Genomic DNA, 17,295 nt, shown 5'->3' on the forward strand with positions numbered 1-17,295 from the left:
GTATGGTGATGAGAAAAATAACATGGTTTACCGCATTGGCTTTGGGATTGACGTCATTCACCCATGCTGAAACTCCAACGGTACCGTCAGCTCAATCGGCGGTCATGGCCACTGACGTGGCGCAGATACCCGCAATATCGGGTGATGTACCGATGCGCGACGTAGAATATTCGTTTGCCAAAATCGCGCCGCCGCCGGGGACCTTCTCCTTGCGTGGCACTAACCCTGAAGGCCAGCTTGAGTTCGGCGTGCGCAGTGATGAGGTGGTGACTCATGCGACCTTGAATCTTGAGTTTACGCCATCACCTTCGCTGATCCCGGTGGAGTCGCAGGTGAAAATTTTGCTGAATGATGAACTGATGGGCGTCATGGCGATCACCAAAGATCAGCTTGGTAAACCCACCCACCTTCAATTACCGATCGATCCGCGTTACATCACTGATTTCAACCGCTTGCGGTTAGTTTTTGTCGGCCATTATCAAAATATCTGTGAGAACCCAGCGAGCAATACCCTGTGGTTGGATGTCAGTAAGTCCAGCTCACTGGATTTGCGCTATCAATCGCTGCTGGTTAAAAATGATTTATCCCACTTTCCTGAGCCATTTTTTGATGCCAGAGATAATCGCCCGCTGATTCTACCCGTGATATTTGCTGCTGCACCTGATGTGTCGCAGCAGCGGGCCGCCGCTATTCTGGCCTCATGGTTTGGTGATAAGGCGCAATGGCATGGGCAGAACTTCCCGGTATTGTATAACCAACTGCCTACTCAGCATGGCGTAGTATTCGCGACTAATGCTCAACGCCCTGATTTCCTAAAAGATTACCCGCCGGTGAAAGCGCCAACGGTGGAAATCATCAGTCATCCGAATAACCCGTATGTGAAGTTATTGCTGATTCTGGGGCGCGATGATAATGACCTGATTACTGCGGCACAGGGGATCGCGCAAGGCAATATTCTGTTTCGTGGTCAGAATGTAACGGTGGATAAGGTTGAGCCATTAGCACCTCGCCTGCCTTATGATGCACCAAATTGGGTGCGTACCGACCGCCCGATGACATTTGCTGAGTTGCAGCAATATCCTGAGCAACTGCAAACATCGGGATTACTGCCGCCGCCGATTTCATTAGCGATGAATCTGCCACCGGATTTGTTCTTGACTCGCAGTGCTGGTATCGATATGCGCTTGATATATCGTTACACCTCAACACGTTTGATGGATGGTTCCCGCTTAAGTATTAGCTTGAATAATCAGTTTGTGCAGGATTACCCACTGTCACCGAATATGCCCGAAGACAGTAAGATCCTGCGTCTGCCACTGCTACAAGGCTTACAGGATGCTGCCAAAAGGCTAAGCATTCCGTCCTTGAAACTGGGCGCGACTAACCAATTACGTTTTGATTTTGATTACAGCACCTTGCTGGCAAGCGGTGCCGAGGGGCGATGTGAAACCTATTCTACCGCGCCGAATCACGCGGTAATTGACGGTAACTCTACTATTGATTTCTCCGGTTACCGTCACTTTATGGAAATGCCTGATCTACGGGCATTTGCCAATGCTGGATTCCCCTTCAGCCGTATGGCTGATCTCTCCGAAACGCTAGTTCTGGTAACACCAAACCCGGCGCCAGCACAGATAACCACCCTACTCAATGCGGTGGGAAATATCGGGGCGCAGGTGGGTTACCCCGCGGTCGGTATTAACATTACCGATGATTGGTCACAGGCGGCGGAGAAAGATGCGGATGTGTTGATTATTGGCGCCATTCCGCCAGAACTGCGCAATGATCGAAAGATTAACGTACTGGTGGAACAGACCCTGAGTTGGGTAAAAATGCCAAATCGGCAAACCGGCTTACCAACCATGATGGTACCGCAATCAGATTGGGTAGCAGACAGCCAGGCGACGATAAGCTCTGAAGGGGCGATGTCGGCGATTATCGGTCTACAGTCACCTCACTTCCCTCAGCGCAGTATTGTGGCGTTATTGGCCGACAGCTCGCGTGGTTATACCTTGCTGAACAATGCCATGCTCGATACTGGCAAACGCGAAGCGATATTTGGCTCAGTCGCGGTTATTCGCGAGTCGGGCGTCAACAGCCTGCGGGTTGGTGAGACCTATGATGTCGGTCATTTACCGTGGTGGGAACGTATCTGGCATACCTTATCTACCCATCCGGTACTGTTGGCAGGGGTGGCCGTATTGGTCGTGGTTATGGCTGCAATGATGGTCTGGCGTGTATTACGTCTGATCAGTCGCCGCCGGTTATCACCTGATGAGCGAGATTGACGTTGAAGGTCGTGATGTTTAAGCGACAGATCTGTGCCCTGCTGCTCGTCAGTTTTGGTAGCGCAGCAACATGTGATTGGCCAGCATGGCAGCAGTTCAAACATGACTATGTCAGCGATGGCGGGCGCATTATTGATCCCAGCAGCCCGAGGAAAGTCACCACGTCGGAAGGACAGAGTTATGGGTTGTTTTTTGCTCTGGTTGCCAATGATCGGGAAACCTTTGACCAATTATTGTCCTGGACGGAAAACAACCTGGCCGCCGGGGATTTAACCGCACGTCTGCCGGTATGGCTATGGGGACAACGCAAGGATAATAATTGGGATGTTCTGGACCCCAATTCGGCCTCTGACGCGGATTTATGGATTGCATACAGCTTGCTGGAAGCGGGGCGGTTATGGGATAGCCGCCGTTACCAGACGATGGGTACTTTGTTGCTGCAACGTATTGCTCAAGAGGAAGTGGTGAATATTCCGGGCCTTGGCGAAATGCTATTGCCGGGGAAAATTGGTTTTAATGATGATGACCGTTGGCGGCTCAACCCGAGTTATCTGCCGCCACAACTGTTGGCCCGCTTTGCCTCTTTGGCGGGGCCGTGGAAAGCGATGGTTAAAGTCAATCAGCGCTTATTGCTTGAAACGGCACCCTATGGTTTCTCCCCTGATTGGGTGGTTTGGCAAGAGGGCAAAGGCTGGCAACCTGATGAGACACGGCCCGATGTCGGTAGCTACGATGCGATACGCAGCTATTTGTGGGTTGGTATGTTGTCCAATAACAGCCCAGAAAAGGCTGTATTAATCCAGCGCTTCCAGCCGATGGCGGCGGTAACCCAACAACGTGGGGTACCACCAGAAAATACGGATACCAGCAACGGTAAAACCAGTGGTAAGGGATCGGAAGGGTTCTCGGCGGCATTACTGCCATTTTTAGCCAGTAGCCCTGAACCCTATAATCAGCAAACCTTGAGCGTGCAACAACAACGTGTGCAAGATTCGCCACCGCCCGCAGATGCCTATTACAGTGCGGTGCTAACACTGTTTGGTCAGGGATGGGCGCAGCATCGTTATAGTTTCAATCGTCAGGGTGAGCTTCAGCCCTCATGGAACAGTCAATGCGCAACATTAAAATATACTGGCTCTTAAGCTTAGCGCTGTTGTCCCAAGCCTTTACCACTCCGGCGCAGGGCGCTGAGCCTATCTCACCGACCCAGTTTTTACTGGAGCAGGTACGGCTAGGGGAAGCAACCAATAGAGACGAGTTGGTTAAGCAATCACTGTATCGCTTGAATATGATGGACTCGAATAACCCGGAAGTGGTGGCGGCAGGAATGCGCCAAGCTCTGAGACAGGGTAATTTGGCTGAAGCACAAAAACAGTTGGATAAGCTGCAACAATTGGCACCCGACTCAGAGGCTTATCAGCGGGCTAAACTGCTGTTGGCGCTGACTAAGCCGGAGGTACGCCAACAATTACAACAAGCGCGTCTGTTAGCGACCGCCGGGCGGGTGACTGAGGCCAAAGTTCAATATGATCAACTGTTGCAAGGCAAACCACCAACACTGGATCTTGCTGTGGAATACTGGCGGTTGGTCGCACGTGTACCGGGGCAGGAAGCTCTCGCCACCCAGAAATTAGCCGCGCTTGACCAACAATACCCCGGTAATGTCGCGCTGCGAATGGCCTTGGCGCGCCTGTATTTCAATCAGCAAAATGCCACGCAAGGCTATGCCACATTGGAGAAAGTGGCCGCGGACCCAGTGGGAGCTTCAGATGCCGCAGACTTGTGGATGGAGACTGTCAAAACCATGACTGTCAGTCCACAAAGCGTGGCGGCGCTGACCCATTTCCTCGACATCTTCTCGTCTGGTCCTCAGGCTAATATCGCCCGTCAAGCATTGGCCAGCCAGCAGGCCATGCTGGCTTCACCGACTTATCAAGCGCGTTTAAGTGGATTGGCAAAAGTAGACAGCGGTGGCGGGGCGGCGGCTATCCCCGCACTAAAACAGGCACTGGCTGCCGCACCTAATGACCCCGAGATACTCGGCGCGCTGGGTCTGGCATATGCCCGTAGTGGTGACCGTGCCCAAGCTCTGCGCTTGTTTGAACTGGCGCAAAAATCAGATAAAGATGGTCTGAAAAGCGACAAGTGGATCAGCCTGATAAAAACCAATCGCTACTGGCTGCTAAATGACGAGGGGGATAAAGCGCTGAAAGCCGGTAATACCGGGGTGGCACAACAGAAATACCAGCAAGCGCGCCATATTGATGGCAGCGACAGCTATGCATTGATTGGTTTAGCTGATGTTGCCGTGGCCCGTCATGATGATAAAACGGCCGAGCAGTATTATCAGCAGGCACTCCGTCTGGACCCATCAAACGGCAGTGCGGTACGAGGGCTAACCCATATCTACCAGCGCGAATCGCCGCAAAAAGCACTGAGTTATCTGAGCAGTTTACCACGCAGTCAACAAGCCAAAATGCATGACACATTAGACAGCCTGCAAGTCGATATGCTGAAACAACAAGCCGAAAATCTGGCGGCGCAGCAACAATGGCATCAAGTAGCGGAAAAATATCGCCAGGCGCTGAAGATGGCCCCGGACGATGTCTGGATAACCTACCGGCTGGCACAAGCGTTAGCGCAAGAGGGGCATTTGGTGGAAGCTGACGCACAGTTCCACCAATTAGCGAGCCGTAAGCCGAAAGATCCCGAGCAGGTATATGCCTATGCGCTGTATCTCTCCAGCACCGGGCGTGATAGTCAGGCATTGGCGCATTTGGCAACACTGCTAACCCTGCACTGGAACGATAATATCCGCGCTTTAGACCAGCGCTTGAAATTTGCTCAGCTACTGACATTAGCTCGCCAACTGCGGGCTAGTGGTGATGAAGTGGGGGCGATAACCCTATTACGTCAACAGCCAGCCAACACTGCCATTGACTTGACGCTTGCTGATTGGGCGTTGGAGCGTGGTGACTATCACACAGCGCTGGTGGGGTATCAGCGAGTTCGGGCGCGCGAGCCACAAAACCCCGATGCTATTCTGGGTGAGATTGAGGCTTATATTGCCGAAGGCCGTCTCAGTGACGCTCGCCAATATTTACAACATGAGCCACTTTCCGGTGACGGGACTAACTCAAGCGCCCAGCGGCGGATAGCCAATGCCTGGTACGGCGTGGGCGAGCCACAAAAAGCGGCAGAGATCTTCCAGCGCTTGAAACCGGCGGCAGCTAAAGGGGGGCCCTCACAGGATAATGCATTGATATTTCGTGATTCAGGTCGATTAGCACAAGCGCAGGGGCAACCCGCTGCGGCACAAGATGATTTCAAACATGCCATGGTAGCCAGTGGTATCACACCGACACTGGCGGCGGATAACGACAGTTATACCTTGCTGACCCGCAATCAGGCCACCGATGACTGGCTTAAGCGGGGCATTCGTTCTGATGCCGCTAACCTTTACCGCCAGCAGGATACCCGTATCACGATTGATCACGACTACCTGCGGTCAAGCGGCACGGAAGGGATCTCTGATCTCCAGGCGCACAACACCATGTTGCAGGTAGATACCTCGCTGGCTGATGGTCGGGCTTTCTTACGAACAGATACGGTGCAGATGGATGCCGGGACCTTTGACAAGAATGCCCGATATAAAGCCGGTACCTGTTACCAGACAGAAAAGCCATGTCAGACTAATCTACATCAACAGGCAACGGGTACCAGTGTTGCCGTGGGCTGGCAAAATGACAGTTGGGAAACTGATCTCGGTACTACACCGATGGGTTTTGATGTCGTTGATGTGGTCGGTGGGCTGGCATACAGCAATAGTTGGAATCATATTGGTTGGACCGCCACGGCGTCACGTCGGCCAATATCCAGCTCGATGCTGGCCTTTGCTGGAGCCAAAGATCCGAATACCAATGTGACCTGGGGGGGCGTGCGTGCCAACGGTGTGAGCCTGGGAGCCAGTTATGACCGAGGTGAGGCTCACGGAGTGTGGAGCGATTTAAGTTATCACTATCTGACCGGGCAGAATGTGGCGGATAACCAGCGGCTGCGCTTTATGACGGGTTATTATTACAAGCTAATCAACGAAGATAACCGCCGTGTTACCGTCGGTTTGAACGGGATGTGGTGGCATTATCAAAAAGACCTCAGCGGTTATACGCTAGGTCAGGGCGGGTATTACAGCCCGCAAAAATATCTGTCACTGGCTATTCCGGTAAATTATCGGCAGCGGACGGCTAACTGGTCGTGGGAGTTGGGTGGGTCGGTGTCTGTTTCACATTCTGCAACTAGCTCACGGGCACGTTATCCACTGCAAAATCTGCTCAACCACAGTATCCAGACTATTCCAGACCGATATGAACCCGATGATGGTGATAGCAGTAATGGGGTGGGTTATACCTTGCGCGCCTTGATCGAGCGCCGGTTGAGTTCGCATTGGACATTGGGAGCTGGGGTTGATATCCAGCAGGCGAAGGACTATACCCCAAGCCATGCGCTTATCTACTTGCGTTACTCTCTGGCTGGATGGCAAGGCTCTCTGGATATGCCACCACAGCCATTGGTGCCATACGCAGATTTTAAGTAATCATTGGGTCGTGATGATTTGCACGAAAAAACAACGTTAGAGTGAGAAATAGCACTCTGACGTTGCGATCCTGATAGGAAAAGACTGAAACCCACGGTATTCTTCCCCTCCGGTTTGGTTTCACCAGATAAAATCTGAACGCGATCGAGTATCATACACCCAAAGTAACTGACTCGCTGTGAGCGAGCCATAAGCTGATGCTGGTTAGTGCTTCGTGAGTGGAGAGCCGCTAACATCGCTGCAACTTCAAGCAAGAAGGGTATACTCAGACAGCATCGACGAGTCGCCATATCACCATGGCACTCTCTTATATTATTCAGTTGGCATTGGCGGAGAGCGAGTTTGCAGGTAAGGCGTTCATTAACGATTAAACAAATGGCGGCAGTGGCAGTTGTGGCACTGGTGACCATCTGTATTTTTATCGTCCTTCAGTTGTTCCACTTTGTGCAGCAGCGCAAAGATGACTACGCCAAGCAGTTGGAGAGCATTGCATATTCGGTTCGCCAACCGTTGTCAGAAGCCATACTAAGTGTCGATGTCCCACAAGCCAAAAAAATCCTCAATAGCTTGTTACCGATTGGTATTCTCAGCCGCGCTGAAGTGATATTACCGAATCAGATTCAGGTATTACATGCTAACTTCCCCACAGAACGGCCTGTTCCACGCTGGGCTAAGCGTATTTTTTCCCTGCCAGTACAGATAACAATACCGCTGTATGCACTGGAGCGGGTATCCGCAAATCCGCAGCCACTGGCACATTTAGTGTTGCGAGCCGACTCATTTCGTATGTATCAGTTCATTCTCAGTGCATTGTCGGCCATGCTATCGACCTATTTGTTACTGGCATTGGTACTTTCGGTCTCTATCGCCTGGTGTATTAATCGCCTGATTATTCATCCATTGCGGGCGATGGCCAAAGAGCTGGAAAAGATTGGTCAGCAAGGTGTGCTTAACCACCAACTGTCCTTACCTGCCCACCATCAGGATGATGAATTAGGCGTACTGGTACACAATTACAACCGTAACCAGCAACTATTAGCCGAAGCTTATACGGATATGACCCGTATAAATACCCGTTTCCCGGTGACTGAACTCCCCAACCGCCCGTTGTTTATGGCTCTACTTGAGCAGGAAATTGCAGCTGGCATGCATGCTGAGAAATTCCACCTGTTAGTCATTGGCATTGAAACATTGCAAGAAGTGTCCGGCGTAATGAGTGAAGAGCAGCACCGGCAGCTCTTGCTGACTATGGCACAGCAACTTGAACAATGCATTGATGAAAACAGCTTGCTGGCGCAACTGAGTAAAACTGAGTTTGCAGTACTTGCCAGAGGGATCAGCCGCCCGTTCCCGGCGATGCAGTTGGCGCGGCGGATTATGCTGCAAATTACTCAACCCTTAGTCTTTGGCAATATGCAACTGCGGCCCAGCGCCAGTATTGGGATTACTGATTACCAATACCAAGATGAAACAGCCGAGTCTCTGATGGGCAATGCCAGCACTGCGATGATGGCCGCTCACCATCAGGGGCGAAACCAGATTATCGTGTTTGAGCCGCATTTGACTGAGAAAACGCAAAAGCGACTGACTCAGGAGCATGACATTTTACAGGCAATTGAAAATCACGACTTCAGGCTGTTTTTACAACCCCAATGGAATATGCAAGATCAGCGGGTTATCGGTGCAGAAGCGTTGTTACGCTGGCCCCAACCGGATGGCAGTTATCGTTCCCCTTCAGAGTTTGTCCCCGGAGCGGAAGAGGGGGGCGTGATGATGCCACTAGGTAACTGGGTACTGGAAGAGGCATGCCGCATTCTGGCTGACTGGAAAGCACAAGGGATTACCCTATCTTTGGCAGTAAATATTTCGGGTTTGCAGGTGCAGAGTGATCAGTTTTTACCGCATCTGAAAACCATCATCGATCAGTATCAAATCGACCCGCGCCAATTATTACTGGAAATAACCGAAACCGCCCGTATTCAGAATCTGGATGAAGCTCTCGGGCTACTGCGCGAATTACAAGGGCTAGGTTTGTCGATCGCTTTGGATGATTTTGGTATGGGATATTCAAGTCTTCAATATCTCAATCATCTGAAAGGCCTACCAATCAGCATGATTAAGCTCGATAAATGCTTTGTGGAGCACCTGCCAGAAGATGATGTAATGGCGCGAATAATCGCCACTATCTCAGAAGTATTAAAGCTGCGAGTGATGGCCGAAGGTGTCGAGACCGATGAGCAACGTCAATGGTTGCTAAACCACGGCATTTACTGCGGGCAGGGTTTTTTGTTTTCGGAGCCGTTACCGCGAGAGGTGTTTGAGGCGCGCTACATCCTTCGTCCTTGACGCCGCAGCGTTGTTAGCTGCACTCGTACGCCAATTCCCAAACGAAATGCAACAAAGTGACCCACCGGTCAGGTACGGATAAAATAGCCGTATTGACCCTGTCGGAGACCCTGTTGCATGAAGGGAAAACATTTGACTCAGCATGAGCGCTTTTACATCGAAAAACGAAAAGCTGAAGGCGTTAATCAGTCCTGCATTGCCAGAGAGCTCGGCGTCTCTCGCTCTACCCTGAGCCGGGAGCTCAGACGTAATACGGACCCCGCCTTCAACGGACTTTACTCCTCCAGACGCGCTGATGCCTTAGCCAGACAACGGCGGGGCGCCACCTCGGCACACAATGCCTGTTTCCCTCTGGGCCAGCAGACACAAGACTTTCTCCGGCAGGCGCTGGCTGTACATACCTCCCCTGAGGTTATCTGTGGGAGACTGAAAATCCAGTTTGATATCGCCGTCAGCAAAAATACCCTCTACCGCTATATCCGTTCGGACAGACAGGCTGGCGGTAAGCTTTACCTTCAGCTCCCTCACCGGGGTAAACGCTATCGCTATGATACGGGTGAGCCCGGACGCACGCCCATCCCGGACAGGGTTGGCATTGAGCACAGGCCTGCTGAGGCTGAACTCAAACAGGTTCCCGGGCATGTTGAAATCGATACGATTTTTGGCAAAGACCAGAAGTCATTCCTGCTGACGGTCGTGGACAAAGCCACAAAGCAGGTCATTATCCGTAAACTCCCCAATAAGTGCGCTGAGAGCGTCGTGGAAGCGTTCAGGGACATCGTGGCGAATACTTTCTGCGAGTTTAAAACCCTGACGGCAGATAACGGACCCGAGTTTGCGAAACATAAGGACATCACTCAGGTAACGGGCGCAAAGGTTTACTTTGCCCGGCCTTATCATTCCTGGGAGCGGGGGTTGAATGAGCATACCAACGGTCTGATACGGCGGTTTTATCCGAAAGGAACCGATTTTAATGGCGTCAGCGATGAAGATATTGCGAGACTGGAGCACATCCTCAACACTCGGGGGCGCAAATCTCTGGAATACAGCTCACCGAATGAGGTATTTTTAGAGTATCTACTCGCTGCATAACGCATGATGGTTTGTTGCGTTTCGTTCGGGAATGGGGCCTTTGGTTGCAAAGAAGGGGGCCTGTTGCTCGAATTTACTTTCCCATAATTTCCCCATTGGTTTGCCATATTCGCCGTGGCGGCTGGTTTCGAGAATACGCCAGTCATAAACATGGGCGTTCCAGAAACCACGAATGAACCGGGCAGTGGCATCACTATCAACACTGAACATCAGGTCATAGTAGGGATAGGCATTTTTCAGTTCATGCACCATCTCTTTTTCACTCGGCCCTTCTGGTTGCAGCGTTTTCAAATCGACAAAGCGATGGCCGCCCCAATAGAGTAAGCCGCTCGGGTCCTGATAATTTTGGAAATGATAACGAACGATATCTTCAGCGCGTTTTTGGTAACGGGCGTCCTGAGTAAGCTGGCTCAGGCCGCTCATGACACGCATCAGATTTTGTTGTGCTGAGAAGTTTGATAACACAGCCCGACGGCCATCGGGGAATATCCATTCCATTTGTTGGCCAGTACGGGGGTCAACACCATCCGCCAATAACGGGCTGGGCTTATCGCCGTGGTAAGTATCTGAAGCTTTGCTTAACACGTTATCGACATACTGTTTCACGACAGTGAGACGATCGGTATCCGCTGCCTGTCCAGCGGGTATATACAGCGTTGCCAGCGCTGCCATACTCAAGAATAACGCTCTTTTTTTCATTACTTGCTACCTGTCAAAAATCGTTATGTGAGGTGTGACCCCCTGAGGTCAGAATCTGATTATTTCAATAATGGATCAGAAGCTGTATTTCACCCCAACGCGATAACGGGTTTGACGTTCGTTGGTATTTTTGCTGCCAGCAACGTTACCCACTGCCATATAAGGAGACCAGTTTTTATCCCACTTGTAAGTCAATTTAAAATCGTGGCTCCAATCGTAGTTCTCGTTATTTGCCAGTATAACCCCAGCTTTATTGGCTTGTTTGTAGTCCAGCTCATAGTCTAATTGATAATCTTTAAAGAATTTATAGCTAACCACGCTCGTCAGATTATAGCCATTTTCAGATGTATCTTTTGGCGTATTAATATTGGCGCTGGTGCGTTTGTAATAAGGACGATAACGGAAGGAAACAGAGAGGTCGTCAACGATATTAGCCTTACCTCGCAGGTAAGGACGATAACTATTGGCTGTGGAGCTTGAATCTAATGAGAAACCTGGTTCAATAGAAAATGTATTATCAATTTTGTATACATAGCTGGCAACGACTTCAGTACCATTGCTGACTGTTTCATTAAATGCTTTATCTTTGTCCTGAGCTCCTTTCCACTTGCCTTCCAGTGACAAACCGAAGCCATTTGCAAAACGATGTGACATTAATAAACGATCTTTGTGGGTGTTACCACTTTGATCTTGCATTTCATGACGATAGTCAATAGTTACCGCCATTGCGCTAGTGCTGATAAGTGATGCCATTGCCAGAGATAGTAATTTAAATTTCATTCCAATTTCCCTTATTTTAATAAAGATAAGTATTATTATGATAAATACAAAAGACATTTATGAAACATAATTCTATTTATTTTGATATTAAGTTCCTAGATCCATGACCGATAGTTTGAAATTAATAAAACCAATATCCATTTATGTGACATGGTTCAAAGTAAATAGTTTTAACCAATGTCTCTCGTCTGTAATAATTCTGCTGTAACGTAGGCATAGCAAGGGATTGTCGCTATTTTAAAGAGGATAATGTGAGGGATAAATAGTCTTGACGTGGTAGGCAATAATATTGTAGGTACAAGCGAATATAAGGCAAATACATCCTAGTCCAATATTTTCATATGGGTATTATTGATAGTTTTAATCACTTTTACACTACAGATGATATTTGCTATTTTCTTGTGGGCAAAGGATTAGTGGATATACACGCCGAACCAAGGTATGACGGATATTTCTTATTAAAAATTAAGGTTAATTAATATAAGAAAAGATAATATCTTGATATTTCCTGCATAGATGAAAGTTCTGATATCTAGCCATATTGCAGTGATTACACCAGCACAATCTGTAGACCAAGAGGAGCAGCCAGCGAATGGCCAATACCACCGGTTACCTCAACCCGTTTTTTGGTAAGCACCAAAACCAACGTTGCAACGGTGCCGCTTTATCTTCAGCGGCACCTCGCCTCCCATAAAGGCCATGTTATTAATTTAATTAAATTTGATACAACAATTTAGTTAATAGTAATTGATCAAGAATACGGCTTTACCATTCGCTTTACCTGGCATGGGGTTCGCTTCTGTTTGAATATAACGAGCCACCAGTGGAACGCGTATCGTAGAACTGCCATCTTTTGGCAGCGTTAACGTTTGTTCTGCGGCAAAGTTAAAGAGTGTTGGCGTCTGGTTGCTCACACCCCAACCGATTTGTATGCCTACACCCGATGCGGCTCCTGATACTGTTGAATCGATAGCCATCACTCCACTTGTCGAATCAATAACATTGCTAGTGGGTGTTAATCGCACACCAATACTGTTACTGGTTGACGTTGCTACAGCACCCGTGCCGGTGCTGTAATCAAACATCAGCGTGCTATTGTTCGCATTATAGAAGCCATAAAAAGTAGGGCAATTTGTCAAGGTAATCGAGGCATCTACCCACGGCGTTGTGGCACCAATAGCCGTAAAGTATTGCCGTTTCTCATAACTCCCCATATTCACATTCACATTCACATTCGGTGTCGTGCAGGTCTGGGCAGAGACCGTTAACTGCCCCTGAAACTTGATCACATTAGCTTTGACCGGAAGCCCTGTTGTTGCAGAGTGAGTCAGTGGGTTAACAATAGAGATACTGGCAGACGGCAGTGTTGACGCATCAAGACTATAATTTCCAGGTGTAATCGTGCCGATTTTGATCAATGAGACATAGACGGTTCTGCCATTCAGGAAAGGTTCATAAGACCCACCCGCTACCGGACTTTGTACATCGGCAGGGAATTGATAGTTAGCCTGGCCCAAAATAGCTGCATCAGCGTTGTTGTTCCGGGATATGGCAATCCCGACACCCGGAATATTGGTCTGATATACCGCACCGCTAAAGGGGCTACCCGTCCAATTAGCCAGTGGCAAAGGGGCTTGCTCAATCCCCCATGCAATATTGAGCCACATAGTGGTATCTACTGGGGATGTGCATTTCATCACGCTAAGGCCAGTGGATCCACTATTCCAGCGCCCCTGATAAATCACCGTTCCGACTGGAATATCTGCACCGGCTGAAATCGCCGGAGGAGTGAGTTGCACCGTATCCGTGCGGGGGGCCCCATTCAGCGGCGCACAAACCACCTCAGCCCAAACGCTATGGCTGGTCATCATGAGTAAAACAAGCCCGGCGATACTTTGTATTATTTTTTTCATTCGTTCACCTTTGGCACAACTACGCATTACGTTCACTATTTTGGCGGTCATCGACAGAACACAAAATTGATTTAAATATACTTTACGCACAGGTTATTCCCCCTTTAGTTCTGTATGCCGTTCTTCTCAGTTTGTGATGGCTCGATGCTCACTGACTTGTCCTTGGGGCACACAGGTCGAGGTAAACCGCATCATCGCGCTGGCTTTACCGTTGGCTAATTGCGGCGGCAGAATATAGTTCAGGTAACATTGCTGCCCGGTACCTTCACCCCAACTGACTTGCAAACGGCCACGCTCTTCGCTCACCCGCGCATAAATCTGACCACCCTGACCGACAGAACCCACTACCTGACCTTTGGTGTCTAATACTTGCGACCCAAACGGCACCGGCTCGCCATCTGACTGGGTGGCATTGACCAATATTGGATAGCCCTTGGTACTTTTATATTTCACCATCACCACCGCACCGGCATTCGGCGCCACTTTCTGACTGGTGGATTCCAGCTCCACGTCATAAGAGGTCCCCTTCGGATCGATGGTTATCTCATTCATCTGATAGGCACTCAGATACGGCACCACGGCATAACCCCGGGAGTCAATTTTCACGCCGGAGTAACCGGACACTTCGGCCCCTTCAGCGCCCTTAGCTTCCACCACCGCAAAGGTCTCACTGCTGTACGGCGTTAATGTCACGCCACCGGGGTGGGCAATCATGCTGCCTGAAATGCCGACCGAGCCACTCTGATAGTCGCGACCGCCACCGTAAGACGCCATACTGGTGGCTTTAGAACCGCGGTACTGACCATTGACACTGCCACTGGCCCCCGAGCCGCCGTTGCTGTTCATGGCGGTTGCCCCATAACTGAACTGGCTTTGCTCGCCAGCACTGCCTGAAACCGATGCCTGTTCGCCCCAGTTGCCCTGACCATTGCGGTTCATTTCCAGTCGCATTTGCGGCACGTTCTGCTGGTCATTACGCCCCAACGGGAAACTCATACTGACCAGATAAGTATTTTGCATCTCGCCAAACCCGGAGCGGCTGCGGTTCACGCTGACGCCGTAGGTCATGCTTTTATAGTTGTTGCTGTAACCCACCTGATACTGCTGGTCACTGCCACCTTTATTCCAGTAATCCTGCAAAGAACCACTGATATACATCTGGCCCCAGCCGTCCGGTAACCCCTGATTGGCGGTCACGGTTAAGCGGTTTTTTGCCCGGTAGATACTGTTGGCGTCATAGCCCTGACGTTCGGCATCAAGGGTTTGCATCGCCGTGGCGAAATCGAGATAGCCCTGAGTCGAAAAGCGGTGCGCCGCCACACTCAGGTTACTGTTGGTTTCAGCAATCACCTTGCTGTAACTGACCTGATAGCTCTGGCCACTTTCATTGCCGTTACGCAGGCGGGTATTGGCCTGGGTCACGTCGACCGCCACCGCCCCAATCGGGGTACTGAACGCAGTCCCGACCTGCACGGCATAGTAGTCTTCACTGGCCTGCGCCCCGGTATAACCGGTAATGCTGTTATTCAGACCACGCTGATAGGTTCCCTGATAAAGACCCGGGGTAAAGGAGAGCGAATCATTGCGCACTTTACCCACCGTCAGGCTGTAGCGCTGCGAACCGGGGCGCAGCAATTGCGCCACTGCCGCAAACGGCACCTGGAAATTCTGTGTGCTGCCGTCGGCTTCACGCACCGTGACATCCAGATTGCCGCCGTAACCGGTCGGATAGAGGTCATCAATGATAAATTCGCCCGGCGAAACCGTGGTTTCATACAATACCTGACCACTCTGGCGCACGGTCACCAGCGCATTGGTGCGGGCAATCCCGCGCACTTCCGGCGCATAGCCACGCAGGGACTCTGGCAACATGCGGTCATCGGTGCTGAATTGTGCTCCAGTGAAAGGCACGGTATCGAATAACTGCCCGGTGGTATTGGATTGTCCCAGCAACACCCGGCCCAGCGCAGCCGGGACATCCCGCTGCACATAACTGTTAATACTGGTGTATTTGCTGTCACCGTCTTCTTGCCAGTTATACGAGCCGTTATGACGGAAATACCATGAGCCGAGGTTTACCCCGGTGTTAATCCCGGCAAAAGCCGAGTTAAATGTCTGTCCGTTGGCGGAGGAGCTGTAGCCATTGAGTGAATAGCCCAACATCCCTGACGTCACGCCGCTGTCCCACAACGCGGGGTTGACGGTGCCACGGGCGGTACGGAGTAACAATGCCTGGGGAATAGCGATATCCAGCCGTTGTTCGCCGCTGTCAAAAGCCACCTGGGCATCGGGGAGCAGCGACGCCAGATCAACACAGCCGTCCTCTTTTTTCAGCGGGGCCAGTGATTCAGGCGGCAATGCTTCTGTCTTGAGATTAAGACTGGCAATGACCGACGAGGATAAGCAGGCATGGACACTTTTATCGTCGCGGGCCTTAAATTCCACATTCTCATTGCCAATCAGGGTATTGTTTAAATAAATGTCAGCCCGGTAAGTGCCGGGTAACACGCTGCCCCCTTTCGAGAAGCGGCTTAAATCAATGCCGGAACCACCGTGTTCGGTATTTAAGTAAATACTGTCAAACTCCACCGCCTGAGGTTTATTAGGCTCAAGTGATACAGTACTCTCTGTTTTTCCAATGCTATCAACAGCAAAAACAGTTGGTGACAAAAAAACGGTAATAACCGCCGCCGCAACGGGTGTTAAACCAACATTGCGGGTACGCCGTTCTGCTGAAAAAGGCATTGCAGGGTGTTTCATTATTCAATTATTCCGTAGTGTACAGACGTATTCCGCCCCCACGAGATAACCAGCGGACGCTGTGTATAACTGCTGTATATAAATTAAATTAAGGTTTAATGGGCTGACTCAGTTTATTGAGTGCGCCATAATCATTAACAAATTCAAAATCAACGTTATTGCCGGTGGTATTTCCCGGTAACGAAAAGGTCAGCGAATTATTAGGGCTAATCATTTGGCCTTCAACCGGCGCTGTTTTACTGCCCGTTATCCCCACCGTGACCAAAGAAACATGAAACGGTGTCGGATTGGTGGCTTTAAGTCCGCCAGGGACTTTGGTCCAGACTAAAGATTGTGCAGCATCATTCGCATTACCCACTAACCCTGCGGGACGGAAAAACAATTTAATACGGGAGCGGTACGCCATCTGCAAATAATTCTGACTGCTACCCGAATCCACTTTCGCGGGAATTTCCAATACGTTCAACCAAAACACCGATTCTTTATCTGTGGGTAAAGAGGCTCCGGTATAACTGATGCGTAATGTCTGGCTTTTATTTGGCTCGACGCGATTGATTGGAGGCGTAAGCACAAAAGGCACTTTCAAGGTTTCCGGGCGGGCATTCACATCCCCATTGTCAATCCAGCTTTGTAATACCACCGGGCCGGTGCCGGTGTTATTAACCTTTACCGTCACTTCTTTTTGTTTTTCCGGATAAATTACCCGGGTGCCGGTAATAACCACACTGGCCTGAACAGAGCGTCCGACAAATAGAATCAAGAACAAGGCTGAAAATACAGTTAATAAAAGACGGTTAGTGCTGTTCATAACAACCTCGACACT

General features: G+C 50.2%; 9 protein-coding genes and 1 pseudogene. 5 read left to right on the top strand and 5 right to left on the bottom strand.

What is annotated here, in order from left to right; translation table 11 throughout:
* The first annotated feature begins 2 nt into the window (after window positions 1-2).
* From bcsB to ACWJJO_RS00470, 5 genes are all read left to right on the top strand, one after another.
* Window positions 3-2,288 carry a cellulose biosynthesis cyclic di-GMP-binding regulatory protein BcsB gene (gene bcsB, locus ACWJJO_RS00450; RefSeq protein WP_420073018.1) on the top strand — a complete coding sequence of 762 codons (2,286 nt, stop codon included), beginning with the start codon at window positions 3-5 and terminating at the stop codon, window positions 2,286-2,288.
* A 14-nt stretch (window positions 2,289-2,302) separates the two neighbouring features.
* Window positions 2,303-3,430, top strand: coding sequence for a cellulose synthase complex periplasmic endoglucanase BcsZ (gene bcsZ, locus ACWJJO_RS00455; protein WP_372568461.1), 1,128 nt, complete (start codon window positions 2,303-2,305; stop codon window positions 3,428-3,430).
* The gene (gene bcsC / locus ACWJJO_RS00460; RefSeq protein ID WP_420073017.1) at window positions 3,400-6,882 is read left to right on the top strand and encodes a cellulose synthase complex outer membrane protein BcsC; all 3,483 of its coding nucleotides are present in this window, start codon (window positions 3,400-3,402) and stop codon (window positions 6,880-6,882) included. The genes bcsZ and bcsC overlap by 31 nt, the downstream gene beginning before the upstream one ends.
* Window positions 6,883-7,224: 342 nt before the next feature.
* Window positions 7,225-9,228, top strand: coding sequence for a biofilm formation regulator HmsP (gene hmsP, locus ACWJJO_RS00465; protein ID WP_227746572.1), 2,004 nt, complete (start codon window positions 7,225-7,227; stop codon window positions 9,226-9,228).
* A gap of 117 nt (window positions 9,229-9,345) precedes the next feature.
* The gene (locus tag ACWJJO_RS00470; RefSeq protein WP_481090511.1) at window positions 9,346-10,320 is read left to right on the top strand and encodes an IS30 family transposase; all 975 of its coding nucleotides are present in this window, start codon (window positions 9,346-9,348) and stop codon (window positions 10,318-10,320) included.
* Window positions 10,321-10,356: 36 nt separating this feature from the next.
* Here ACWJJO_RS00470 and ACWJJO_RS00475 read toward each other — a convergent pair.
* The 5 genes and pseudogenes from ACWJJO_RS00475 to ACWJJO_RS00495 form a co-directional block, all read right to left on the bottom strand.
* A pseudogene (locus ACWJJO_RS00475) lies at window positions 10,357-11,019 on the bottom strand (pectate lyase); the annotation flags it as partial.
* 75 nt (window positions 11,020-11,094) lie between these two features.
* Window positions 11,095-11,799: an oligogalacturonate-specific porin KdgM family protein gene (locus ACWJJO_RS00480; protein WP_083161368.1), complete on the bottom strand. Its 705-nt coding sequence runs from the start codon at window positions 11,797-11,799 to the stop codon at window positions 11,095-11,097.
* 737 nt (window positions 11,800-12,536) lie between these two features.
* The gene (locus ACWJJO_RS00485) at window positions 12,537-13,712 is read right to left on the bottom strand and encodes a fimbrial protein (RefSeq protein ID WP_481090512.1); all 1,176 of its coding nucleotides are present in this window, start codon (window positions 13,710-13,712) and stop codon (window positions 12,537-12,539) included.
* A gap of 126 nt (window positions 13,713-13,838) precedes the next feature.
* Window positions 13,839-16,472, bottom strand: a complete 2,634-nt coding sequence (locus tag ACWJJO_RS00490; protein ID WP_481090513.1) for a fimbria/pilus outer membrane usher protein — start codon at window positions 16,470-16,472, stop codon at window positions 13,839-13,841.
* Window positions 16,473-16,560: 88 nt separating this feature from the next.
* The gene (locus ACWJJO_RS00495; RefSeq protein WP_442849010.1) at window positions 16,561-17,280 is read right to left on the bottom strand and encodes a fimbrial biogenesis chaperone; all 720 of its coding nucleotides are present in this window, start codon (window positions 17,278-17,280) and stop codon (window positions 16,561-16,563) included.
* Between the last annotated feature and the right edge of the window lie 15 nt (window positions 17,281-17,295).

The sequence above is a fragment of the Yersinia antarctica genome (assembly GCF_056636475.1).